The sequence below is a fragment of the Paenibacillus sp. 11B genome (assembly GCF_030487755.1).
Classification (GTDB): Bacteria; Bacillota; Bacilli; order Paenibacillales; family Paenibacillaceae; genus Paenibacillus; species Paenibacillus vandeheii.
The window spans coordinates 1-23,578 of the sequence record NZ_JAUKNS010000015.1 but is presented as its reverse complement, the minus strand read 5'-3'; the positions used below and the strand labels follow the sequence as shown (position 1 = coordinate 23,578).

Below are 23,578 nucleotides of genomic sequence, written 5' to 3'. Positions count from 1 at the left end.
CCATGGCTTTTTAAAGGCTTATTGCCTTCGCTATGCTCGCGGGGCAACTTTTCGAGAGGCTCGTGTACTTCGTTAACTCGCTGAATAAAAAGGCTAATCGCGGGCAGACGCTTCGACGGGCGGATCGGGCTGTGGGCCGCTGTTGGCTCGGGATTTCTTTTTCATTCCCCCTCAGCAGGGGAAATCCCGCTCCAAAGGCGGACGCTTCGCTCCCTCTGCTCCGATGCCGCCCTCCTTCGCTACTTACCTCAAATACATTTGCAGCGGCTGCAATCGCAGCTCGCGGATGGCTTCTGCCACCTCTATGGCGAGACGACGGGCACCTCGCTCCTGAAAGTGCGTGTTATCCTCCACGCCTGCCGGGAAGTTCACGTACTCGCCCGGCAGCACCCACATGAAATCCTCCTTGCTGCCTTCAACACCCGCTTGCTCGAACAACATGCGGCTTCTCTCAGCCAGATCGATCAGCGGTACCCCTTCCTCTTCGGCCAGCTCACGCACGGCGATGATATAATCGCCATGCGTGTCGGTCAATGTGCCGTCATCGGCGAAGTAGCGCCGATGCACCGGAGTTACCAGCACCGGGTGAGCACTCGCTCCGCGGGCTGCATCAATATACTTTTTCAGATACTCCTTATATGTTGTGAAAGGTTCCGTTCCCCGGTCAGGGCCCGGCTTCTCATCGTTATGTCCAAATTGAATAAACAGAAAATCCTCCGGCTTCATCTTCTCCAGAATGGCATCCAGTCTGCCCTCATTGATGAAGCTGCGGGAGCTGCGCCCAGACTGGGCATGATTATCAACAGCAACATCATGTTTGAACTGAGCCGGTAACAGCTGTCCCCAGCCACAGTATGGATATCCACTCTCCGGCTGATCCGTCACGGTAGAATCACCAGCGAGAAATACAGTCATCGTCTGATTCGCAAGCGTGATCTCCAATGCATTGATCCGTGGCGCGGGACCGGAGAACGATAATCTAAGCTTCCCACCACGGACCACAACGGAGAATCGTACTTCTGCCCATTGTCCAGGAAGGGCACGAATGGTCGGCAGCATCAGTCTGCCCTCTCCGGCTTTGACCCGGGTAATCGTCTCTGCCCATTCATCGCCTGCAATCAACAAGACTTGGTAGGTTCCATCGGGTACATCAACGATGAAAGATGCCTTGAGCGGAATACAAAAGCTTGAACGTAATGGGACAGACACATTGGCCTGACCTTGTATTCTATCATTTTCCTTGCCGGTGTCAGCCATCCCATATTCACTTTGCCGCTGCTTCTCATACACAAGGGAACCGGATTCAAAACCGTATTCCCCCTGTACTTCATATAGGGTGCTGGCAGACACTTTCAGATAACCCTCAATCTCACCCGAACTACCCGAGTCCGGTCCAAAATTGAACTTCCAGTGGGTGACGGATTCTTTACCGCCCTCTAACGTTACCTCCGTGGTAACAGCCTGACTCCCCTGAGCATTATTCAATAGGAAGAACCTCCTTTTTCAACGTGCTAATCCAGGTTAGGATCCAGTGAATATCGTTTATCCTTTCAATCCGCTGGTGCTCATGCCCTGTACAATTTGTTTTTGGAAAATAAAGAACACGGCTACAACGGGTACGAGACTCACAATGGACATCGCGAACATCGCACCCCAGTTGGAAGCAGATTCGCTATCCAGGAACATTTTCAGTGCCATCGACACGGTATATTTATCCGGCGAGTTCAGATACAGCACTGGACCGAGCAGATCCTCCCATCTCCAGTAGAAGGAGAAGATGGCTGCCGTTGCGAGTGATGACTTGATTAGCGGCATAATAATCTGCACATACAGTCTGAACTTGTTACATCCATCAATAGTAGCAGCCTCATCCAGCTCTTTCGGAATTGTACGAATGAACTGAACCATCAGGAAGATGAAGAACGGCATCCCGAAGAATGTAGGTACAACAATCGGCAGAATGGTATTCAACCAGCCAAGCTTCGTAAAGATAATATATTGGGGTACGAGTACAACGTCATGCGGTAACATCAGGGTTAACATCATCAGGGAAAACCAGAAGTTACGTCCTTTAAAGTTGAGCCTCGCAAAACCAAAGGCAATCAGCGATGAGGATAACACGGCACCAATCGTGGAAATGACTACAATAACGAGAGAGTTCGTAATGTAATCCATAAACGGTCTTCCGCCTGCACCTTTCCAGCCATCCGCGTAGTTGCTCCAGATCCATTCTGTAGGAAACAGGGACTCGGCAGTCACGAAGATGGTGCGGCTTTCCTTGAAGGAGCTGAACAGCATCCATAGCACGGGATAGAGCATCAGGAGGGCCAAAGCTGCAACGAACAGATGATAGATAGGCCATTTCACATTTCTCCAAACCATCGTTACTTCCCTCCTTCGGATTCATAAAACACCCAGAACTTGGATGTCAGGAATACCGCAACTGTGAGTATACCGATCATAATAAGCATGATCCAGGCCATGGCCGAAGCATAACCCATGTTGTTAAACATAAAGGCCTGACGGAACAGATACAGCGAGTAAAGCATGGTACCGTCCATTGGCCCGCCCTCGCCTTTAGAAATGATATATGCAGGTACAAAGGTCATGAATGCACCGATAGTCTGCATAATCAGGTTAAACAGAATGATTGGGCTGAGCAGCGGTAAGGTGATACCAAAAAATTTGCGTACCGGATTGGCACCATCCACACCTGCTGCTTCGTACATCTCGGGAGAGATATTTTTCAGACCGGCCAGAAAGATGAGCATGGAAGATCCAAACTGCCAAACTGATAGCGAGATCAGCATAACCAGGGACGCATTCGGATCACCAAACCAGCTGATTGGCCCAATTCCGATTGCCGTTAATGCGCTGTTGATGACACCTTCATTACTAAAAAGGTTACGCCACATAATGGACACGGCCACACTACCACCGATAATGGATGGCAGGTAGTACAAGGTTCGGTACGTTCCGACCATGCGGGAGCCCGTATTCAGGATCATGGCCACGAAAAGTGCAAAGACCAGCCTTAGCGGCACACCAATGAACACGTACAGGAACGTTACCTTAACCGAGTTCCAATACTTCGGATCATCAAAGAACATCTTGGTGTAGTTGTCCATCCCAATCCACCGTGGAGAAGTGAACAGATTATAACTCGTAAACGACATGTATAGAGATACAAACATCGGAATGAGCGTAAAGCCCAGAAAGCCGATGATAAAAGGACTAATAAATGCATACCCGGTTAAGTTTCTGCGCAACGACGAATATTGCCTCAACGGAACGAACCTCCTTTATGGATCTGATTACTTCCCACAGCCTTCGCTTCGATCTCATGGACGGGGAAAGGCCCTCGCAGTATGCGAGTAGCCCCCTGTTCCCATCCATCCCGGTAATAGGATGAGCAAGCAATCATTCAACTGTTATTTATTGTTGGCAAGAACCGCTTCGGCATTTTTGCGGAATGTCGCTGCTGCTTGTTCCGGTGTAATCTTGCCAAAGTTCAGTTCCTCCACAACATCCGCCAGAGAAGCAATGACTTCCGGCGAACCTACCGGCGGCGGTGGGCTCATTGGCGAAGCTTTAGGCTCCATGGCCGCTACGAAGTCAAATACCTGTTTCGTTGCATCACTCAGCTCAGGAGCGATAGCTTCCTTGATTTTGCCCGAGATTGGCACACCGCGTTCGCCCTTGATCAGTTTGTTTGCTTCCACGTCGTTCACCCAGAAATCGATGAATTTGGCTGCTTCTTCCTTCACTTTCGAGTTCGATGTTACAGCCCAGTACATACTTGGCTGCATATAGAGACCTTTTTCCATGTCCGGTCCAGGCATTGGTGCAATCTCCAATGGACGATTGGCTACCTGCTGCAAGGCTACAAACTGGTTGGACCATTGCCATACACCAATTCCTTTTTCTTTGACCAGGTCGGATTCCTCGATAATACCTTTGGTTTGGTTCGCCAGATCCGGCGAAGGCGCTGCGCCCTGCTCAATCATCCGGCGCATGAGTCCGAAGAACTCAACGAACAGTTTGTCGTCATCATAGCCAAGACCCGTTCCTTCAGCATTGTACAGGGATAATCCTTTGGTCCGTAGGAAATAGTGGAAGAAGATATCCGGCGCCACGCCTCCATCCAGGAAAAGTCCTTTGGCAGCCGTTTGCTTGCCAAGCTCTTCATACGATTCCCAGGTCATATTTTCAGGTAGGGCATCCACACCCGCTTTTTTGAGCAGAGCCGGATCATACTGGAAACCCAGTACGTTAACACCCGCAGGTACCCCATATTGTTTTTCATTGATAATGCCTGTGCTGATTACGTTCTCGGATACATCGTCCACTTTGATCTGATTTCCGAGATATGGGGACAGATCTTCGAGCTGTCCGTTCTGTGCATATTGGCTGATGTAGGAAATATCCATCTGTACAATGTCCGGCAGTTGATTCGCTGCAGCTTGTGGAGCGAGCTTTTTCCAGTAGTCATCGAACGACGCATATTCCACGTCAATTTTGACATTCGGGTTCTTCTCTTTGTACAAGTCAATGACCTTCTGTGTATACTCGTGACGTGCATCCGATCCCCACCACGCGATACGAAGTGTTACCGAACCATCCGCAGATGTTTCGCCCGATCCTCCGCTGCTGCTGCATGCCGTTGTTAATACCAGCAATGCCGCCATCATCAGGAATATTGCCTTTTTCACCATGCCAATCTCCCCTTTTATGTTGATATGGTTGTGTGAATGAGTTACCTTCATTTTCTGATAACGCTTTCACAAACTTTATATTGTCATTTTCGCAAATGTGAGACCATAGTTGAATACACAAAACCGTCTTGTTGGTTCAAAAAACAGAGGAGGACAACTGCACCCTCCCGGTGCGGTTCGTCCCCCTCATACTCCGACTACATGATCGTCAGTCTATTGTTATAAGCCAGTTCTGCGGAATTCGGTAGGTGTCATGCCAGTCCACTTTTTGAATACCTGACTGAAATATTGCGAGTTCCCCCCGAAGCCAAACAATTCGGCAAGCTCAAATACCTTCACATCCCCACCTCTGCGAATATGTTCGCAGGCACGCTCAATGCGCAAACGATTCACATAATTGGAGAAGTTCTCGCCGGTTACTTTTTTGAAAATTTTACCTAAATAATCCGGGTTCATATATAACATCTGATGAGCGACACCGTTAAGGGATAGATCAGCTTCGCCATAATGACGGTCTACAATATCCATCATCTTCTCCACGGCAGAAGACTGACGGCTAATGTGGTTTTTGTAATAACCGGAGGTTATTCGGGCTGCGCTGCTTGCGACAAAGGATTTTAAGCCAGACAAGGTATCGATATGGGGCAGCTCTGCCATACGCTGAGTGAATTCCGTTGCCTCCTCAGGTGGACAGACATGAATCATAGCGGAGTACAACTGCACCACATACGAACGGGTAATCCCAATTTCAAGCTGCTGACCGGATAAAAGATCGAAGAGGCGATCCACTTCCGCTGCAGCTTCTTCGGTATTACCTGACTTAATCAACTGGCACAGCTGCTCTGCATCCTGTTCAACGTGTACCCCAGCACATTCCCCGGCCAGGGCCAGATCATTTTTGGTAATCAGCTTGCCTTCGCCAATAAAAAAGCGGTGGTTCAGGCATTGCATAGCCTCACGGAACAAACGCCTGGATTGAATCATTCGATCCGCCTCACTAAGGGCAGCCGTAACTTCGAGTTTATACAGTCTGGTAAAAGCAGCCCGCACTTCCTCAATGCTCTCCTTCAAACCGACCGGATCGGAAGAGTCCCCCAGCAAAATTAACAGTTTGCCTTCAATGGTCGTGCTTAACAGAACATGGGGCAGCAGATCACTGGCGATGTTTTTGATCGCAAATAAATGACTATAATCATGTTCATCTGCAATCCGGAACAGCAGCAGCCGAACTTCACTATCCTCCAGCTCCAGTTCAAACAGCTCCTGGTAATACTCCAAATCAACCGGACCATAGGTTTGGTTCGTCATAAACTCCAGCAGGAACTGCTCCTTCACATGCGGGAGTACCCGTTGCAGCCGCTGTTTCATCTCTCCGGCCACATGTTCCTTCACCTGGGCATCCTGGTGTTCCTGAAGCAGCTCGGACAAGGCATCGTGGATCTGGTTCTCGTTACACGGTTTGAGCAGATAATGCTTCACTCCATATTGCATGGCCCGGCGAGCATATTCGAACTCTTTGTAACCAGACAACATGATAAACCGGAGTCCAGGGTAAGCTTCGGACGCCTTTTCAATTAATCCAAGACCATCCAGACCCGGCATGGAAATATCCGTAATGATAATATCCGGTCTGGAATGACCGATCTTATCCAGCGCTTCAATCCCGTTTCTCGCGGTATCCACCAGCTCCGTTCCTGCTGCAGCCCAATCCACGACTTGCGAAATCCCCTCCAGAATGACACGTTCATCATCTACGAGCATCACTTTGTACATCGTCATCGTCCTCTCTGATCCAAGGTATTCTGATCGATACTACGGTCCCTGATCCGGGATTGCTGCTCATGATCATTTCGCCTTCGTCCCCGAAGGTCAGCCTGATCCGTTCCTTGATGTTCGACAGTCCGATCCCCTGTCCCCTCGTCTGAATACGTCCCTCCTGCAATTGCTCCAGAAATTCGGGAGTCATGCCTGGACCATCGTCCTCCACCTCAATCACAATGTTGTCCCCATCCGCTCTCGCTCTGATCCGAATACGGCAAGGTTCTATGCTTGGCTCCAGAGCATAATGGATGGCGTTCTCCACCAATGGCTGCAGCGTTAACTTCGGAATGCGCGCAGTTCCCACTTCGGGCGCAATGTCCATGTCAAAATCAAGCCTTTCCTCGAATCGCGTGTGCTGGATTGTCACATAACTACGGACAATTTCCATTTCTCGTTCCAAAGTAATCCACTTCTCGGACATGTTCACGGAGCTTCGCAGCAGAAATCCAAGGGCCTCAACCATTTTAGAGATTTGATGCTGCTTCTGCACTTTCGCAAGCCAGTTGATTGATTCCAGTGTGTTGTACAGAAAATGTGGATTAATCTGCGCCTGAAGCGCTTTCAATTCAGTCTCTCGTATCACGAGCTGTTTCGCATAATTCTCATCAATGAGTTCGCGTATGCGCTGTAACATCATCTTGAACGTGCGATGCAGCAACCCAACCTCATTCTGCGAAGATACCGGAACGTTGCCAAGCGCTGCTTCCTCCAGCTTATCCAGATCCCCTTTTTCGATATTGCGCATTTTCTTGATCAACTGGGCGATCGGCTGTGTAATACTGCGCGAAAACTTAGCTCCAAATACAAGCGCCGCCAGGAATATCATGATAAAAATGACAGTCACCAGCTGTTTGACAAACTGGATCTGCTTAAACATTTGGTCAAAAGGCGTCATGTACAGGTACACCCAATCCGTATAGGAAGAATGTGCACGGGCGACAAAATTTCTACCCTGCTCAAACATGGCGATCCCATAAGGCTGTGTCCGCTTCAGTTCACACTCAATTTCAGATTTGCTGACAGTCGACTCTGTCGGGTAGATCACTTCCCGGCCATCTGTAATTAATAGCTGTGAATCCTCTGCCGGATGCTGCATCTGGTCCTGAACAATCCGATCCAGCCGTACTCGAATAACGAGGGTGCCCAGCTTCTCCAGCGTGAATGCTCCACCGGTAAAAGACTTTACCTGTCTAACCGACAGTAATCTGGCTTGTTGGTCCCCACCCGTGTACCAGGCATTGGAGCCTGAATATTGCTGTCCCAAAGCAACCAATTCACTTTGCTTTGCTTCCGAGATTCCTTCACGGTTTCCAGCCGCCATAACATTATTATCATTATCGATAAAGATCATGGAATAGACGTATTTCTCTGAACCTGCATAGGCCACCAATCTGTTGGTGATTTTTTTGCGCAGGCCATTTTGCTCATATCCCGTTTCGGCATTTTCCAACTGGAGAAGGTATTGCTGTAGTGGTTCGTCAGACATGACTTTAAAGGATAAATTGGAAATCTCACGCAGCTGGTTCTCGATGCCCACCGAAGACATATTAAGCACCTGTGAGGATTTCTCATAGATTTGTCGGTCATAAATGTTGAACACGTATCTCAGGACAGATACATAGAATGTGAAGCTGATCAACATCAGAAGTCCGATGAGAAGAATGGTTTTGTGATGAATCGGCAATCTCGTGAAAGCGTTCTTAATTTTTCTCATCCAAAACGCTCCTTTGGCTTGCGAAGGGTGCTGTCATTCGAAATGGTTTTCGATCTACTGTAAGTTATTTTCATATTTACACATCCATGGTCAGATGACAAGCCATATTATATTTGGGCTTTACCATGTATTTTGATTCTCTAGTCGATTAACTGATTTAGTTAGTAAATCTAGAAAAATCTCAGGTAAATCTTTGAGATAGTTTTTCGACCGATTTAATTTTGGGGGAGGACTAGATGCATAACTAAAGAGTTTTCCACATATTTACCATATATCTACTCACTGATAGAAATCGGGAACAATGATTAATATCAAAGTTCCGTTCATTTTCTTTACTCAGGATAGACGGGTCTGCCAGTCCGCGCAATCCATAATTCGTCAAGGAAGCAAAAGGATACGTAAATCTTAGTATGTCTAGTAAACAATCTTATGTTCTAGCGTTAATGTTCTTCAACGTCTGTCATTATATTTTTTCAGATAATATGTTTTTTCGCTAAGAAACGGTTTAGTTTCACCTTTGTCCAGCAATGGCATCTGCAGTTCAGCAAAGCGCCAGCATTCCTCCATAGTTGTTTACTTGAAAACGATCCAAACTATTGACTAGAAATATAATTACCATCGCTGGACGAACTATATCAATGAAGGCAGCAAAATCCAAATGATAGCTTTTCAATGTAGAAACTACTTTACAAGTAAACGGAATCTATATGTTCAAGGATAATGGTAAAGTTCAATTAATATATTTTTCCAATTGCTTATTCGTGTTCGGTGGGGAAAAACATCCGAAGACTTGCCCTTCAAAAAAAGTTAGTTTTGGTTTTCTAAACTACTGTAACTGTAGATAGAACTCAATTGTTTTTTACTCCTATCTTTGAAAACTAATTATCATTTTTTTCTAATTCTAAAATCCTTCTGTCTCTTTTAAAAACTATAACCCCATAATATGGTATCCATTATAGAAATTCGCAATATTGATCTAAATAATTTGAATCGTATTTTTTCTATTTCGGGTTGGTCGTCACAAAAAAACAAGTTTTCCTAAAAATAATAAACGACCGTTTTTCCGGTCGTATAAATTGACATATCAACATTCAAAAAAAAGTTCCTAGAACAATAAAAATATTTCTATCTTTTTATAAATTTCTTTAGAGAGGATTAACTTTCAGATATCATAAGATCAGTTCACTATTTTTTGCACAGGTATAAACTTTATTTAGTGAATCAATTAACTCTTGAGGTTGAGGTAAAGACGCTTCAGAAAATAATATATTCCCACTAGAAGCTTCTATAGAATGAGCGGAGACATTTAAGAAATGAAAACCATCTTCTTTTAGTTGTTTAACATTGCGTTGTACAGAATGTGAGTTCCACATTAGAGGATTCATATTTGGGGCTACACACACAGGACCACCATAATTCAAAATAGCTAATGTCAACAAATCATCTGCAGCTCCATTGGCTATTTTAAACAAGAAATTTGCTGTTGCTGGTAATACCAAAAATAAATCTGCATCTCTTGGTAAATTAGCATGAGGAATTTTAACGCGGCTATGATCATTCATATTTGTATAAACATATTCTACATATGGGAGACATGCATTACTTACTAAGAATTTCTGAGAATTCTCCGTCATTATTAAATTTATTTCATATTCTTGTGCCAAATAAGCTAAGTAAGTGGGGACATTTGAAGCACCTATCGAACCCGTAACTCCAAACAATAATTTTTTCTTATACATATAATTCTTCCTCATGTATTAAATTTATATATCTTTTAATATTTTTTTTAATTGGTGGACAAGGTGTTCTATTAGCCTCTATTCTCTCTAAAGGACAAGCATTCCCTTGACAAGAAGGCCTGAAATAACATTTTGTGCAGTTGGAATCTTCATTGGCACCACCAGTTACCCACAACATTAATCTTTCCTCAAAAATTTCAAGGAATCCGTCCTCTTTTAAATTTCCTACGTGGTTATCTTGGTTATTAAAGGCAACCGTACATTTATAAATCATTCCATCTGAACCAATTACTAAAGAGTTTGGATTGGAAGCATAACATTCAGATCCATTAGGTCTAAGCGGTCCCTTATAGAAATCAAATGAAAAACCTTTTTCTTGAGCGTACTCATAGTACGGAAATAATTCTTTTGTATCACATAAATGGAGGTCTCCTGACTGTGACCCCTTTAGATCTTTTACTGTAACAAAATGGATGTCAAATCTTGGATCATCTTTGAAATATTCGTCTACTAAATCTATGTAGTTTTCCATGACCACCTTAACTGGATCACTTACATTAGTTCGAAGTAAAATGTGAAATTGATGAGAAGTATTTCGTAAGTTTATTAGATTAGAGAATATCGTAGCAAAAGTAGCTTCCCCCTCTTTGCCCACTCGGAGTTTATCATGCGTTTCATCGATACCATCCAAAGTTATCTGAAAGCTTCTAACACCAAGTTTATTTAATTTATCCATTACATCAGGCGTAAGCAAATATCCATTAGTGGTCATTCCACTAGAGTACATAACGTTGTTTTCCTCACAAATTTTTATTATTTTATGTGACAGGAGCTCTAGTGCTCCAAGCGAAATTAATGGTTCCCCACCAAACCATTGAACTTGAAGATAATCATAGTGTTTTATATTGTTTAATAGAAAGTTTTCTATCCCTTGTATTGTAATGCTCGTTATCTCTTTCTTTTTAAAGTCTTCATAACAGTATACACATCTAAAATTACAATCCTCATTAACAAGGATGATTAACTGCAGTGTTCTATCTGATGAAACTGATCTCAATTTTTGTGCAGTCGCCCTTTTGAATTCATCCAATGATTGATCAACCAAATATTCATTCTCATATAAATATTTAATAAGTTCATCAGACTCAATATCTAAATCAGTTATTTTATTTTGTAATATTCTTTTGGCTTTATCGTAATGTTTCGAATCTATTTTTATAATTTTTCCAGTTAAACTATTATAAAGTTTAAGACCTCCATCCTTAGTATCTGAGATTACATTATATCGTGAAGCTTTAAACCCTTTCTTCAATTCTTTATTTTTAAGAAAATTACTATCTCTATTAAACATAGCTCTCCTCCTTATTAGTAAAACACACCACCCTAATTTCTTAGGTGGTGTGTTTTTGGGTTTCCTTAACAAAAAGCATTAATTACTGTTGGCTTATCATTGTTTGCTTGTTCGATCACAACCATTTATCTCAACTCCTTCCTTCAAATCAACTTACAAGTAGATTATAACAAATATTACCTTGCGTTGTAAATATTTTTTTCGGTAAATTTTTTTTTAATTTGCTTTCTCCTCTAATTTTACCCCTGTTACTAAGTGCGAAGAATTGCTTGCAGTAGATATTCCTCTTAAATTTGGATTCGATAACCAGTAAAGCGAGACATATATCAGACCTATTCCAGCTCCGATAAAAGCATATATACTTCCTAACCATTCAGAAACGAATCCACCTACAAGATTACCAAGCGGTGTGGCTACTACAGTTAAACTAACTATTAAAGAAATGACCCTGCCCAAGATGTTCTCATCAACAGAATTTTGAATAAGTGTCATAAAAATCACATTTGTTATCCCCATAATAATTGATGCTAAACCAAGTAGGATAACCGATATATAAGGGTTGGATATTAATCCAGAAGCCAGCCAAACTAAACCACTAAATAAGAAACCAATTATAGTTAGTTTACCTATTTTTACTTCCTTTAATAATAATGCTAACAAAGATCCTACAAGGGATCCTGCTGAAAAAGCTGCTAAATAATAACCATAGAATTCTACACCACCTCGATCTTGAGCGTAACTAGGTAAACTCACGATAAAAGCACCTATTAGGAAATTTGCAATGATCGATCCAAGCAATATCTGTGGTATAAGGGAATTCCTAATATAACTAAATCCTTCAGTTAGTTCAGAATAATAGTTCTTAATTAATTCATATATGTTCTCATTTGGAGTAGGATTTTCATGACTTCTCAGGTTTTTATATCTGATCTTTGTAAATAATATCGAGGTCACCAAAAACAAAAACGAGTTGTAGAAAAGAACTACATGAGTCGCTGTAATTGTAATTAACACTCCTGATATAGCCATAAATAGAATATCTGTCCCTTGATAGGCAAGTGCCATTAAAGAATTAGCTCTGGTCATACTATTTTTATTTACAATTCGAGGCAAAAGGGACATTTGTGCTGGATAGGCAAAAGCACTGGCACAAGAGGCAGCAAACATGATGAATAATAATGTGTATACATTTAAAAAGTTATAGTGGTAAAAAATAGGAATAGAGATTATCAATGCAAATTGCGTTAGTTGAGAAACAATCATTACCTTCTTTAGATTAGCTTTGTCTATATATGGTCCAATCAGAAACTGTAATCCTGATGGAACCATAGTTAAAAAGCCAGCTATACCTGTGAATACACTATTGCCTGTTAATTCAAAAATTAACCACATCGCTGCTACCGAGTATAGACTATCTCCAATATTGCTAAAAAGTCTCCCAGAGACTAAATACCAAAAATCTCGTTTAATAAGTCACTCCTCCATTTAAATTAATTTTAACGTTTAAAACAATTTTATTTCCATTTTTTTATTTTGTCAAATGTTTATATTTTTAGTTAATTACATAAACATAGTACGTAATAAATTGAACAATAAATACTTCTACTGTATGCTTTAGTTGAAGTGCTGGTTATTGTTATTGTATTAATTTAATGCTTTCAAATGAATTGAATATAGGAGTGATTTTCTTTGGAATATAATCATGAGAAGTTGGCAAAGGCTTTGCTAGATAAAACCAAGCAAAGGATTTTAGAATCAATTAGTTCTGAGGAAAAAACAATTAAACAAATTGCTGAAAGTTTAAACGAAGACGCATCCCGTTTGTATTATCATGTAAAACAATTGAAGGAATTAGATTTAGTTAAGATATCTCGAAGTGAGAATTTAAATAATCTAACTCAAAACTACTATTTATCGAATACTGAAAAAAATGTAAATATAACTTTTGATGGAACATTAGCTAAAGAAAGTGCCATTATTCTAAGCCAAAAAATTAATGAAATTTATACTAAGGGTATCTGGGTTTTGAACAGGGATTTTAAAAGAGGGGCGTCTAAAGAGAGTTCTGATGTTGAAGTAACTGTTACAACTTTATCTCTCACTAAAAAACAATGGAAGAAGGTCAATGAGGAAATTCGTCAAATATTAAATAACATTTACACCGAATCAGAAGAAAACTGCGAAGGCATAGAAGATAATCAATTCGAATATTTATTTCTAACTTATAAAAAAGAATTTTGAAACAATATTATGTGAACCTGAGTCTTACCATCAGATATTCACAATCAGAAAACAACTATATGTTATATTCATCATGAAAACGAGCCTTAGAAAAATCCTATAGGCTCGTTTTATCTGGCTATAAATTTGATTTCAAGTTGTTGTTTACGTTACGGATTCACAAATACAGTTTTTAACTTGGCTACATACTGCACATCAAAGCCAAGACCCTCGGCTACCATGGCGAGAGGTACATACGTTTTGGATTCTGTGCCCACTTTGTTCAGGAATGCAGGTGTATCCACAGTCACGGATGCTCCGTTCACTTGAACGGCAGCGGCACCGATCTTCACGGCAACCTTCCGGTCTCCGTATGTAATGGTTGCAGTTGAGGTTTTATTATCCCATACCGTGGTTGCGCCAACAGCGTTCACGATATCCTGGATCGCCACAAAGTTTTTGCCATTACGGATGATTGGTTTGTACGGTGTATCCAGCGTTTTACCACTTACGATGATATTCATCGGTTCACCACTTGCAGGAGCTGTCAGCTTGGTGTAGTCGCCCCAGATCGTTTCTGCGAATACTTTGGCAATCGCTTCATATCCGAACTGATTCGGATGGAAATCGCGGTCCTTAATCATGTGCGTCATCGTGCCTTCTCCACCAATAAACTCCTTGGCGACATGAGCCACTTTTATATCCATCCCTTTAGCGGAAAATTCAGTCGCAATTCCATCAATGGTCTTCGTAAACCCTTGGGAAGCTTCCATTAGTTTCGCATAAAGCTCCTTACCAGCTACTTCTGGCATAGGTTGGTATTGATCTGCGATTACGATCTTGGCATTAGGATTAATCTCATGAATATCATTGATAACTGCGCTAACATTGGCTGTATAGGATGATAGCAATTCTTTCACTTTTGCTTCCAGTTCCGCATCACTCAGCTTATCTGCCGAGCCGAGCAGCTCGGATACATCGTTCCCTCCGATTGTGATAGCAACGAGATTCGCTCCAGCTACACTCTCCTGGATGGCAGCAATATTGGCTCCAACTTGTGCCGCTCTTGGATCAGGAAGACTCGGTTGAATGGCTTCGGAAGTGAGCGCTTTCCCTTCTTTAATCGCATCTGCAAAGTTTTTCAGACCACTGCTCTTCAATCCGGCTATACCATAGTTGTCCACCTGAGTACGTCCATGAAGCAGGCCTTGTTCCTGTAACCGTTCCACATAACCATACGGCAGTTCTTTCAGGTTCGGCTCGTAACCCACGGTAATAGAATCCCCCAAAGTGACGATGCGGAATTCCTTGGTTACTGCTATGGCATCCTTGTTCACAGGCAAAGATGCTGTTGTAGTTCCCGCAGGTAACGTATTGCTATCCGCAGCAAGAGCGGACTGGGCGGTTGATGCCAAAATCAGCATCCCTGCCAGCATACTTGCCGTTAATCCCGCGGCGGTACTTCTCCATATGCGTTTACGCTTCATTCTTAGAACACTCCTTGTCTCGTATCTATACTAAGTAAACAATAATTGCATATTACACTTTCCACTGCGATGACAGAAGTTCGTGTAACTCTATTCTAACATTATTAAAGGGGTGCTGTCGTCTGTACGAAAAAGGAGGAGCTCTCACTATACACGTAAATAGACTACCCCGAAGTCGTTCACCCACCGGTCGTCGTCGCTGGACCCTACGCTGACGATCAAAAGGAGCTTCCGTCATATTCATGCATGACTATTGGAAGCCCCTCATTTAACACAGATAAAATATCAACCTGTCAAGATTTCTGTTTACTTCGCGTCGCCAGAATCAGAACTATCCGTGTCGTTTTCCGGTTTGTTCCCGGCAGAACGCTCTATATAACGATCATAGCGATCGTCCACTTCGCGTGCCATATCCCGGTACTTCAACGTTTCCTCAACAATCGGATCACGTTCTGTCTGGATGCGCACCTCGTACTTGGGAGGAATGAGCTGGCGTTCACGCTTGTCAGCATCGCCGGACTCCTCCATGTCCCCTTCAGTCAGCATATCACTCAAACGTCGTTCCAGTTCTTTGGATTCATCCATTGTTGTTCGCTCCTTAGATTAAAGTCACAAATGCACTAATCTTACTATTACATTTTCACTTCGTGGACAGACAATCTCCACTCACTCCAGGCCGGTTGCCTTTGCTTCCTTCAGCACACCTGTCAGGGCATCATGAATCTTGCCATTGCTGGCCACTACATGACTCACCGAGAGTTGATAAGGCGTTCCGATGGTGTCAGTGACCTTGCCTCCGGATTCCTCCACCAGCAGTGCCCCTGCGGCGATATCCCATGGCTTCAGGCCAACTTCGGTATAAGCGCTGAGGCGCCCCGCTGCAACATACGCCAAATGCAGGGCGGCGGAACCGCCTGCACGCAGACTGCGTACTTGCGGTGCAAGGGCCTGGACAGCGGCCATGTTGATCGGCAAGGCGTATGTCGTATCTGCCGGGAAGCCAACCGCGATCAGGCTCTGAGCCAGTTCCTGTTCACCCGATACAAGCATCCGGTTTCCATGGACGTAAGCGCCTTTTCCTTTTTCCGCAACAAACATCTCGTCACGGGAAGGATCGTAGATTACTCCCACAATTACCTCACCGTTATGGGCCAAAGCGATGGATACGGAGTAGAACGGAAAACCATGTACAAAGTTCGTCGTTCCGTCCACCGGGTCCACAATCCAGAGAAACTCTTCTTCCTCAGCTTCTTTCAGTGCTTTGGCCGAAGCTTCCGGTCCTGGTTCTACGCCTTCTTCACCCAGAATGGCATGATGGGGAAAATGCGTCAGAATCAGGCGGCGGATCATCTGTTCCGCGCCTTTATCCACTTCAGTAACGAGATCCTGCGGGGAATACTTGGTTCCGGGCTCCCCCACAGTTCCGAGACGGCTCTTGATCCACTCTCCAGCTTTGGAGGCTGCATTAATGGCGACGGCAGTATAGCTTTTGCTTGTCACGACATAAGGTGTTTTTTCCTTCTCATTCAAAGCGTTCACTCTACTTTCTATATCAATCTACGAAAAATTAAAATACTTGTTAAAAGTATACGCCCCGAGGCTCGTAAAGTTTCTCGCTGCCCAGGCCCCTTTTGGCGCTACGGATGAATGATAACCGTCGACTCGTCCACCCACTCCACACCCTCTTCGTGATAGAATGCTAGTTTCTGCATCAGTTGAACCAATGCTTCATCCTTGCGCTTCGCCTCAATCATCACATCAAGGGCGGGCGTATCTGCTGCGATATGGCGCAAGAAAGTGAGCAAAGGCTCCACTTCAACACCGTCAGCATGACCTCGCAGGTCCTTCTCACTCTTGGGACTGGACACGTGAATTTTGGGCGGCAACGGCTTATCTGCCTGTGAATCCGCTTGGGCAAGCGGGGATTCCCATGTCTTCAATATATCAGTCCAGAGATCCCACGGCTGTTCGCCTTCATTGTTCACCCATTGATGATGAATATCCAGTACCATGGGCAGCCCCATCCGCTGGCATACTGCAAGTGTCTCGGGTGCATTGAAGGTCTTGTCATCATTTTCGAGCGTCAGCCGCTCCTGAATATCCCGATCCAGCTTTAGAAAATTCTCCTCAAAACGCAGCGCAGCACTAGGCTTGTCTCCGTATGCACCACCAATATGTATATTGTTCTTGGCAGTGGCATTCAGCCCCATCGCATCCAGCATACGTACATGATGACGAAGGTCGCGCATGGAATTGCGCAGCACTTCCTCCCGCGGCGTGCTGAGTACTGTAAAATGATCCGGGTGGAAAGATACACGCATCTCGTTCTCCTTCACAAAATCGCCAATTACAGCAAAATCCTGCTTAAGCGCGGGAAACGGGTCCCAATCACTCAGATCCTCATGAGTAGCCAGCGGAATTAATTTGGAGGAGAAGCGATATACATGAATATGGCTGCCTTTATTGTGTCTGAGCAAACGTAATGTATTATGCAAATTCTCGGCTGCAATTCGTTCCAGCTTGCGAATTGCCGCTTCCCTATCATCAATTTTCTTAAAGCTGGACATGGTCATCGTCCGGGAAGGTGAAGCATTCTCCACAAGCACGGACATCGCCACATAGCCAAAACGTACGAGCATGAATTTCTTCCTCTCTATTAGGGCGGAATTCCTTCCCCGGCATATGAAGCCGGCGGTCTTCCCTTCACTGTATATAACCAAGTTTTACCCTAAAAGAGTGACCATAATCGTAATTTCGACAAATCCGTCCATTCATTCCGGTCCATGTGTAACAAACTACCCCTGTGCCTGTTCACCAAAGAACATCTCGTCCGCAAGAGCGGTCTGAATGCGTGATTCTTCCTCGTTCAGTTTACGGATCAATTGCATCTCCACTTCGGTCACTTCCTGCCCCTGGAAGTTAATCTCTGCAATGGAGACTACGATTTTTACGATGGCTACCGCCACGTTATCCGGTGTGTAAGCAATGACTTTTTGTCCGGTAGGAAATACACGAAAGCCTTGTTTGACCATTTTGCCACGGCCGTATTCAAGCAATTCGAAAAGCTCTTGTTCATTCTTGAATTTGCACACGGAATTGAATTCGGTCTGAAATCCCATTCATACCCCTCCCTATATTGTCGTCCTCAGGCTACACCTGTACGCCGTTCTCGTAGTTCAGCGCCTGCTTGCGGTTGTAGCGTTCCAAAGCCAGCTCAATCATGCGATCCAGCAGTTCTGCATACGATACACCCGTCTCACGCCACAAGAGTGGATACATGCTGTAGGGGGTGAAACCAGGCATGGTGTTTACTTCATTAATAAGCAATGCCCCATCCGATTTGCGAATGAAGAAGTCGGCCCGGGAGATCCCATTGCCTTCAATCGCACGGAATGCCTGCAATGCGGCCTCGCGGATGCGATCTGCGGCTTCCGGGTCAAGCGGAGCAGGGATCAGCATCTGAGACTGACCATCGATGTATTTAGCTGCATAGTCATAATATTCACCAGAGGATACAATTTCTCCTGGTACGGAAGCCATCGGTTCGTCATTGCCAAGCACACTAACCTCGACTTCACGCGCCTCTACAAACTCCTCAATGACAACCTTCGTATCATAACGAAGAGCAAACTCCACTGCTGTCTTCAGTTCACCCCGGTTACGCGCTTTCGAGATCCCCACGCTGGAACCGAGATTGGCCGGCTTAATGAAACAAGGATAGCCCAACTGATCCTCCACCTGCAGGATCATTTCATGTTCGGTCTGCTTCCACTGCGTAGCGTTAAAATACGTAAAGGCACATTGGTCGATTCCAGCCTGTGCGAACAGTTTCTTCATGACCACTTTGTCCATACCACCTGCCGAAGCCAGTACACCTGCCCCAACATAAGGCATATCCGCCATCTCGAACATGCCCTGAATGGTACCATCCTCACCAAACGTGCCGTGCAGCAGCGGGAACATCACGTCCATCGCCTCTTCCCCGCCATATAAGCGGCCAAACAGCGCTTTCAGCGCTTCCTGGGTTCCGCCCGACGCCTGCTCCAGCTTCAAATCTTCAATCTGCGCGAATGGCGCATGCATGACAGATCCTTTTTTCCACGTACCCTGCTTGGAGATATAAAAAGGAACCAGTTCATACTTCTCATAATCAAATGCGTTCGTTACAGCAAACGCCGTTTGCAGCGATACCTCATGCTCGCCTGACTTTCCGCCGTAAACGACGCCTACTGTTAATTTATCCATACTCATGTGTAACCTCCGATTATCTGTGCAATGATGCTGTCATGCCTGCATGTTCAGCACCACTTTTATTCTGTTATCTAGACTTATTTTACACGGAACCTGATGTCCACGTCACCGAATCCCGTAAAATCTTTGACCATCAAAATTCATCTGCAATATGAAAAAGCCGATACACCGTCCGCTCGTTCCAAGCGTAAGAATCCCGGTAATCCCAGAAACGGTGGCGGCTGCTGACTGTATGTGCGTTCACAAGCGGCATGCCCCCCGCATCAAAAGCGGTCACAACAGTACTGTGTTGAAACCTGCCATCACCGTCCCAGTCGTAGAGAATGACATCTCCAAGCATTAGCTGCTCGGGACGCTCCACTTCGGTTGCTGACAACCCCCAGCTGCTGCCGGATAAATAGCGCTCCAGACTATTGGAGACCGCCCAACTGTAGCTCCACATTTCGGCGCCATTCACATAACCTTTGTACCACCATCCTGCTTCTCTTTTACCAGTATAGTGGATGGGTGCTCCCCCTGCAAAGAGACATTGGGACACATAGTTGGTGCAGTCCACATCGAATTCCTCATAGGCCGGATTACCCGCATTCCACCACCGATCCGCGTAGGCCACAGCAAGATCCCTGCGATACAGCTGCTGCTTTGATCTCCTACCCTGTCCCAGTACTTCCCGGTTAAGCAGTGGCCGATTCATCGCCTGTACAAAATCAGCTTGTTGAAAAGGGCGACCCTCGCCTACCGGACGACGCTCCGGGACCTCACGTTCCACCCGTGCAATGGTCCAAGCTCCTCCTTGCCTAAGAAAGGTCAGGCGTTCCCGCTCAATCCGGTCTTCCCGATGGGTCAAACCGTTCTTCTCATAGAACAGCCTGCTGTACAATTGCACGTCCACCACCGATTCATCTGCCCCATCCATCAGTGTCCGCACAAGCTTGGCGCTGGTCTCACTGCGAAGAGGCACGGCCCGCCGCTTGCGATACCATTGGTCCAGTCTGGCCATCCGCTCTCCCCGTTCCAGCACAAATTCCGGATCGGTTACAATCCGTTCGCTTGTCTGTGGACGGTAGTCGATCTCACAGCGATTATACTGGTTCACGTAGGTATATAAGGCACTCTTCCATTCGCGTTCCAAGCCTGTGTCCCCCTTTGGCATGAGTTCTGTCCGGAATGATCCATTGCATGAAAACTCTTTTTTATTTATATGAGAGAATTTCGGTTGTATGTGTCTGGTTCTGTTTTGAAGCCTTAATAACGGGGATAATGCGTACGGAAGAGATCAAGTCCATTCCCTTTACTTGAGAACGCATTCAATGTCTAATTCGCTTGGCTGGACAGGCAAAAAGCCCTTTACGTACGGCGTTGAAAACGGTATACTTAAAACTAAAGTTACGATTATGAAATTACGTTTCACCTAATGAAACCAGTGAACAAGGACACGGAACGATGAAGGCCTGTTCTTCACCTATATGGACGTTTTCTTCATCTCACCGACCATTTTAAGGAGGTACATGTATGTCAGCCAAGAATCATTTCTCCGCGGCCCGCAGTCTTGAGGTCGGAGGCAAGTCTTATCGCTACTACAGTTTAGATGCTCTTCAGGAAGGCGGCTACGGCGACCTTTCCAAGCTTCCTTTCTCCATTAAAGTGCTGCTCGAAGCAGCTATTCGTCAATTTGACGGACGTGCAATTACCGAAGAACATGTTAAACAACTGACCGGCTGGGCAGAAGGCCGTGACAATAACAAAGAAATTCCATTTATCCCTGCACGTATCGTTCTGCAAGATTTCACCGGTGTACCGGTTGTCGTTGACCTTGCAGCAATGCGTGATACCGTGAAAAAAGCAGGCGGCGATCCCAAACAAATCAACCCACTCGTTCCCGTCGATCTCGTTATCGACCACTCCGTTATGGTTGATGCGTTCGGAACGAATGATGCACTCGACTACAACATCAAGGTTGAGTTCGAGCGTAACGAAGAGCGTTACCGCTTCTTGCGCTGGGCGCAAACGGCATTCAACAACTTCCGTGCAGTTCCACCATCCACAGGGATCGTTCACCAGGTTAACCTGGAGTACCTGGCTTCCGTGGCTGCAACCAAAACCATTGACGGCGAAACCGTTGTATTCCCGGATTCCCTCGTAGGAACGGACTCCCACACCACCATGATCAACGGACTCGGCGTTGTTGGTTGGGGTGTTGGCGGAATCGAGGCTGAAGCAGGCATGCTGGGCCAACCGCTTTATTTTGTAACACCGGACGTTATCGGTTTTAAATTAACAGGCAGCCTGAGCGAAGGCGCAACTGCAACGGATCTGGCACTCACTGTTACCCAAATGCTTCGTAAAAAAGGCGTTGTCGGTAAATTCGTCGAGTTCTACGGACCGGGTCTTAGCAACATCAGTCTGGCTGACCGTGCAACGGTTGCCAACATGGCACCAGAATACGGCGCAACAATCGGTTTCTTCCCTGTAGATAGCGAAACACTGAACTATATGCGTAATACGGGTCGTACCGACGAACAGGTGGATCTGGTTGAAGCTTATTACAAAGCTCAGAACATGTTCCGTACTGCTGATACGGTTGACCCTGAGTTTACAGATGTGATTGAACTTGACCTAGCATCTGTTGTACCAAGTCTCGCGGGACCTAAACGTCCACAGGATCGCATCGAGCTGACTCAAATGAAAGAAGGCTTCAATAGCATTATCCGCACGCCGATCGACAAAGGCGGCTATGGACTGAGCGACGAGAAAATCGCTGAGAAAGTGCCTGTTAAACACCCTGACGGTTCCACTAGCGAACTGTCTGCTGGTGCTGTCGTTATCGCGGCAATCACAAGCTGCACCAACACTTCGAATCCAAGTGTTATGGTTGGAGCGGGTCTGCTTGCGAAAAAAGCCGTTGAACGTGGTCTGACCAAGCCTGGCTACGTGAAAAGCAGCTTGACTCCAGGTTCCCTCGTAGTTACCGAGTATCTGGAAAAAGCAGGTCTGATTGAATATCTCGACAAACTCGGATTCAACGTGGCCGGCTACGGTTGCGCAACTTGCATCGGTAACTCTGGCCCACTGCCAGACGAAGTAAGCGAAGCAATCGCTGAGAACGACATGACGGTAGCGGCTGTATTGTCCGGTAACCGTAACTTTGAAGGTCGTGTGCACGCACAGGTCAAAGCCAACTACTTGGCTTCACCGCCACTCGTTGTGGCGTATGCTCTGGCGGGTACCGTTAATATTGATTTTGCAACCGATCCAATCGGCTATGATACCAACAACGAGCCTGTATTCCTGAAAGACCTCTGGCCTAGCTCCGAGGAAATCAAGGATACCATCGCTAGCTCGCTGAACGCACAGATGTTCCGCAACAAATATGAGAACGTATTTACAGCTAACGAGCGCTGGAATACGATTCCTGTACCGGAAGGCGAATTGTATGAGTGGGATCCTAACTCCACATACATTCAGAATCCACCATTCTTCCAGGAGCTTGGCGACAAGTTGACGGATATCGCAGATATTCGTTCCGCACGTGTCATGGCATTGCTAGCTGATTCCGTAACAACGGATCACATCTCGCCAGCGGGTAATATCGCACCATCCAGTCCGGCTGGACTGTACCTGAAAAAACATGGCGTAGAACGCAAAGACTTCAACTCTTACGGCTCACGTCGTGGTAACCATGAAGTCATGATGCGTGGTACGTTTGCAAACATTCGTATTCGTAACCAAGTGGCTCCAGGTACCGAGGGTGGTATTACGAAATACCTGCCAACGGACGAAGAAATGTCTATCTACGATGCTTCCATGAAGTATCAGGACGAAGGACAGAACCTGATCGTTATCGCTGGTAAAGAGTATGGTACAGGAAGCTCCCGTGACTGGGCGGCAAAAGGAACATTCCTGCTCGGCGTCAAAGCCGTTATCGCAGAAAGCTTCGAGCGTATTCACCGCAGTAACCTGGTCGGCATGGGCGTAATGCCATTGCAATTCCAGGAAGGTCATGGCTGGTCCAGCCTCGGTCTGAACGGTCGTGAAACGTATGACATCACAGGTCTGAGCAATGATGTGAAACCAGGACAAGAACTGACGGTTACCGTAACCCGTGAGGACGGCACCAAGTTCGACTTCCCTGTCATCGCTCGTCTGGACAGCATGGTGGACGTGGACTACTACCATAACGGTGGTATCCTGCAAACCGTATTGCGTCAAATGATGAAAAAATCTTAATTGCCTTTATATTTAATGCAATTAAGTTATACAGAAAAGCTCCTCGTCACGTG

The 23,578-nt window shown here is 45.3% G+C and carries 18 protein-coding genes; 2 read left to right on the top strand and 16 right to left on the bottom strand.

Annotated elements, in window-relative coordinates:
• Nucleotides 1-243 precede the first annotated feature (243 nt).
• The 9 genes from Q0V21_RS32630 to Q0V21_RS32590 form a co-directional block, all read right to left on the bottom strand.
• Nucleotides 244-1,368 (bottom strand): rhamnogalacturonan acetylesterase, encoded by a 1,125-nt coding sequence (locus Q0V21_RS32630; protein WP_301882605.1) that lies wholly within the window; start codon nt 1,366-1,368, stop codon nt 244-246.
• A 174-nt stretch (nt 1,369-1,542) separates the two neighbouring features.
• Nucleotides 1,543-2,382: a carbohydrate ABC transporter permease gene (locus tag Q0V21_RS32625; RefSeq protein WP_024633028.1), complete on the bottom strand. Its 840-nt coding sequence runs from the start codon at nt 2,380-2,382 to the stop codon at nt 1,543-1,545.
• A 2-nt stretch (nt 2,383-2,384) separates the two neighbouring features.
• Entirely contained in the window at nt 2,385-3,287 is a 903-nt protein-coding gene (locus Q0V21_RS32620; RefSeq protein ID WP_024633027.1) for a carbohydrate ABC transporter permease, read from the bottom strand.
• Between the two features lie 144 nt (nt 3,288-3,431).
• Entirely contained in the window at nt 3,432-4,715 is a 1,284-nt protein-coding gene (locus tag Q0V21_RS32615) for an ABC transporter substrate-binding protein (protein ID WP_301247510.1), read from the bottom strand.
• 219 nt (nt 4,716-4,934) lie between these two features.
• Nucleotides 4,935-6,488: a response regulator transcription factor gene (locus Q0V21_RS32610; RefSeq protein WP_301882604.1), complete on the bottom strand. Its 1,554-nt coding sequence runs from the start codon at nt 6,486-6,488 to the stop codon at nt 4,935-4,937.
• On the bottom strand, nt 6,463-8,250 hold the full coding sequence (locus Q0V21_RS32605; RefSeq protein WP_301882603.1) for a sensor histidine kinase: 1,788 nt from the start codon (nt 8,248-8,250) through the stop codon (nt 6,463-6,465). Before Q0V21_RS32605 ends, Q0V21_RS32610 begins: the two co-directional genes overlap by 26 nt.
• Nucleotides 8,251-9,419: 1,169 nt before the next feature.
• Entirely contained in the window at nt 9,420-9,989 is a 570-nt protein-coding gene (locus tag Q0V21_RS32600) for a flavoprotein (protein WP_179132625.1), read from the bottom strand.
• Nucleotides 9,982-11,340 carry a radical SAM/SPASM domain-containing protein gene (locus Q0V21_RS32595; RefSeq protein WP_079345179.1) on the bottom strand — a complete coding sequence of 453 codons (1,359 nt, stop codon included), beginning with the start codon at nt 11,338-11,340 and terminating at the stop codon, nt 9,982-9,984. Before Q0V21_RS32595 ends, Q0V21_RS32600 begins: the two co-directional genes overlap by 8 nt.
• Nucleotides 11,341-11,556: 216 nt before the next feature.
• A complete protein-coding gene (locus Q0V21_RS32590) occupies nt 11,557-12,810 on the bottom strand; it encodes an MFS transporter (RefSeq protein ID WP_079348894.1) in 1,254 nt (417 codons plus the stop codon).
• Between the two features lie 219 nt (nt 12,811-13,029).
• On the opposite strand from Q0V21_RS32590, the gene Q0V21_RS32585 reads away from it, so the two are divergent.
• Nucleotides 13,030-13,581 (top strand): winged helix-turn-helix domain-containing protein, encoded by a 552-nt coding sequence (locus tag Q0V21_RS32585; RefSeq protein WP_079348893.1) that lies wholly within the window; start codon nt 13,030-13,032, stop codon nt 13,579-13,581.
• Between the two features lie 149 nt (nt 13,582-13,730).
• On the opposite strand, the gene Q0V21_RS32580 is transcribed toward Q0V21_RS32585, so the two are convergent.
• From Q0V21_RS32580 to Q0V21_RS32550, 7 genes are all read right to left on the bottom strand, one after another.
• Nucleotides 13,731-15,047 carry an SGNH/GDSL hydrolase family protein gene (locus Q0V21_RS32580; protein WP_301882602.1) on the bottom strand — a complete coding sequence of 439 codons (1,317 nt, stop codon included), beginning with the start codon at nt 15,045-15,047 and terminating at the stop codon, nt 13,731-13,733.
• 306 nt (nt 15,048-15,353) lie between these two features.
• The gene (locus tag Q0V21_RS32575) at nt 15,354-15,632 is read right to left on the bottom strand and encodes a hypothetical protein (protein ID WP_079348891.1); all 279 of its coding nucleotides are present in this window, start codon (nt 15,630-15,632) and stop codon (nt 15,354-15,356) included.
• A gap of 81 nt (nt 15,633-15,713) precedes the next feature.
• A complete protein-coding gene (locus tag Q0V21_RS32570; protein WP_443146235.1) occupies nt 15,714-16,577 on the bottom strand; it encodes an inositol monophosphatase family protein in 864 nt (287 codons plus the stop codon).
• A 107-nt stretch (nt 16,578-16,684) separates the two neighbouring features.
• Nucleotides 16,685-17,686: a UV DNA damage repair endonuclease UvsE gene (gene uvsE, locus Q0V21_RS32565; RefSeq protein WP_301882599.1), complete on the bottom strand. Its 1,002-nt coding sequence runs from the start codon at nt 17,684-17,686 to the stop codon at nt 16,685-16,687.
• Nucleotides 17,687-17,842: 156 nt separating this feature from the next.
• Nucleotides 17,843-18,166 carry a hypothetical protein gene (locus Q0V21_RS32560; protein WP_053779624.1) on the bottom strand — a complete coding sequence of 108 codons (324 nt, stop codon included), beginning with the start codon at nt 18,164-18,166 and terminating at the stop codon, nt 17,843-17,845.
• Nucleotides 18,167-18,197: 31 nt separating this feature from the next.
• A complete protein-coding gene (locus Q0V21_RS32555; RefSeq protein ID WP_301882598.1) occupies nt 18,198-19,298 on the bottom strand; it encodes a D-alanine--D-alanine ligase in 1,101 nt (366 codons plus the stop codon).
• A gap of 133 nt (nt 19,299-19,431) precedes the next feature.
• Nucleotides 19,432-20,451 (bottom strand): amidase domain-containing protein, encoded by a 1,020-nt coding sequence (locus Q0V21_RS32550; protein ID WP_079348887.1) that lies wholly within the window; start codon nt 20,449-20,451, stop codon nt 19,432-19,434.
• Between the two features lie 359 nt (nt 20,452-20,810).
• Here Q0V21_RS32550 and acnA point away from each other — a divergent pair, with 359 nt between their 5' ends.
• The gene (gene acnA, locus Q0V21_RS32545) at nt 20,811-23,525 is read left to right on the top strand and encodes an aconitate hydratase AcnA (protein WP_301882596.1); all 2,715 of its coding nucleotides are present in this window, start codon (nt 20,811-20,813) and stop codon (nt 23,523-23,525) included.
• Nucleotides 23,526-23,578: the final 53 nt, after the last annotated feature.

Excerpts from the sequence above, each read along its gene's own strand:
- Q0V21_RS32605 (WP_301882603.1), bottom strand. The coding sequence starts at position 8,250 with ATGAGAAAAATTAAGAACGCTTTCACGAGATTGCCGATTCATCACAAA.
- Q0V21_RS32580 (WP_301882602.1), bottom strand. The coding sequence starts at position 15,047 with ATGAAGCGTAAACGCATATGGAGAAGTACCGCCGCGGGATTAACGGCA.
- Q0V21_RS32615 (WP_301247510.1), bottom strand. The coding sequence starts at position 4,715 with ATGGTGAAAAAGGCAATATTCCTGATGATGGCGGCATTGCTGGTATTA.
- Q0V21_RS32555 (WP_301882598.1), bottom strand. The coding sequence starts at position 19,298 with ATGAGTATGGATAAATTAACAGTAGGCGTCGTTTACGGCGGAAAGTCA.
- Q0V21_RS32600 (WP_179132625.1), bottom strand. The coding sequence starts at position 9,989 with ATGTATAAGAAAAAATTATTGTTTGGAGTTACGGGTTCGATAGGTGCT.
- Q0V21_RS32550 (WP_079348887.1), bottom strand. The coding sequence starts at position 20,451 with ATGCCAAAGGGGGACACAGGCTTGGAACGCGAATGGAAGAGTGCCTTA.
- Q0V21_RS32560 (WP_053779624.1), bottom strand. The coding sequence starts at position 18,166 with ATGGGATTTCAGACCGAATTCAATTCCGTGTGCAAATTCAAGAATGAA.
- Q0V21_RS32625 (WP_024633028.1), bottom strand. The coding sequence starts at position 2,382 with ATGGTTTGGAGAAATGTGAAATGGCCTATCTATCATCTGTTCGTTGCA.
- Q0V21_RS32595 (WP_079345179.1), bottom strand. The coding sequence starts at position 11,340 with ATGTTTAATAGAGATAGTAATTTTCTTAAAAATAAAGAATTGAAGAAA.
- Q0V21_RS32610 (WP_301882604.1), bottom strand. The coding sequence starts at position 6,488 with ATGTACAAAGTGATGCTCGTAGATGATGAACGTGTCATTCTGGAGGGG.
- Q0V21_RS32575 (WP_079348891.1), bottom strand. The coding sequence starts at position 15,632 with ATGGATGAATCCAAAGAACTGGAACGACGTTTGAGTGATATGCTGACT.
- uvsE (WP_301882599.1), bottom strand. The coding sequence starts at position 17,686 with ATGCTCGTACGTTTTGGCTATGTGGCGATGTCCGTGCTTGTGGAGAAT.
- acnA (WP_301882596.1), top strand. The coding sequence starts at position 20,811 with ATGTCAGCCAAGAATCATTTCTCCGCGGCCCGCAGTCTTGAGGTCGGA.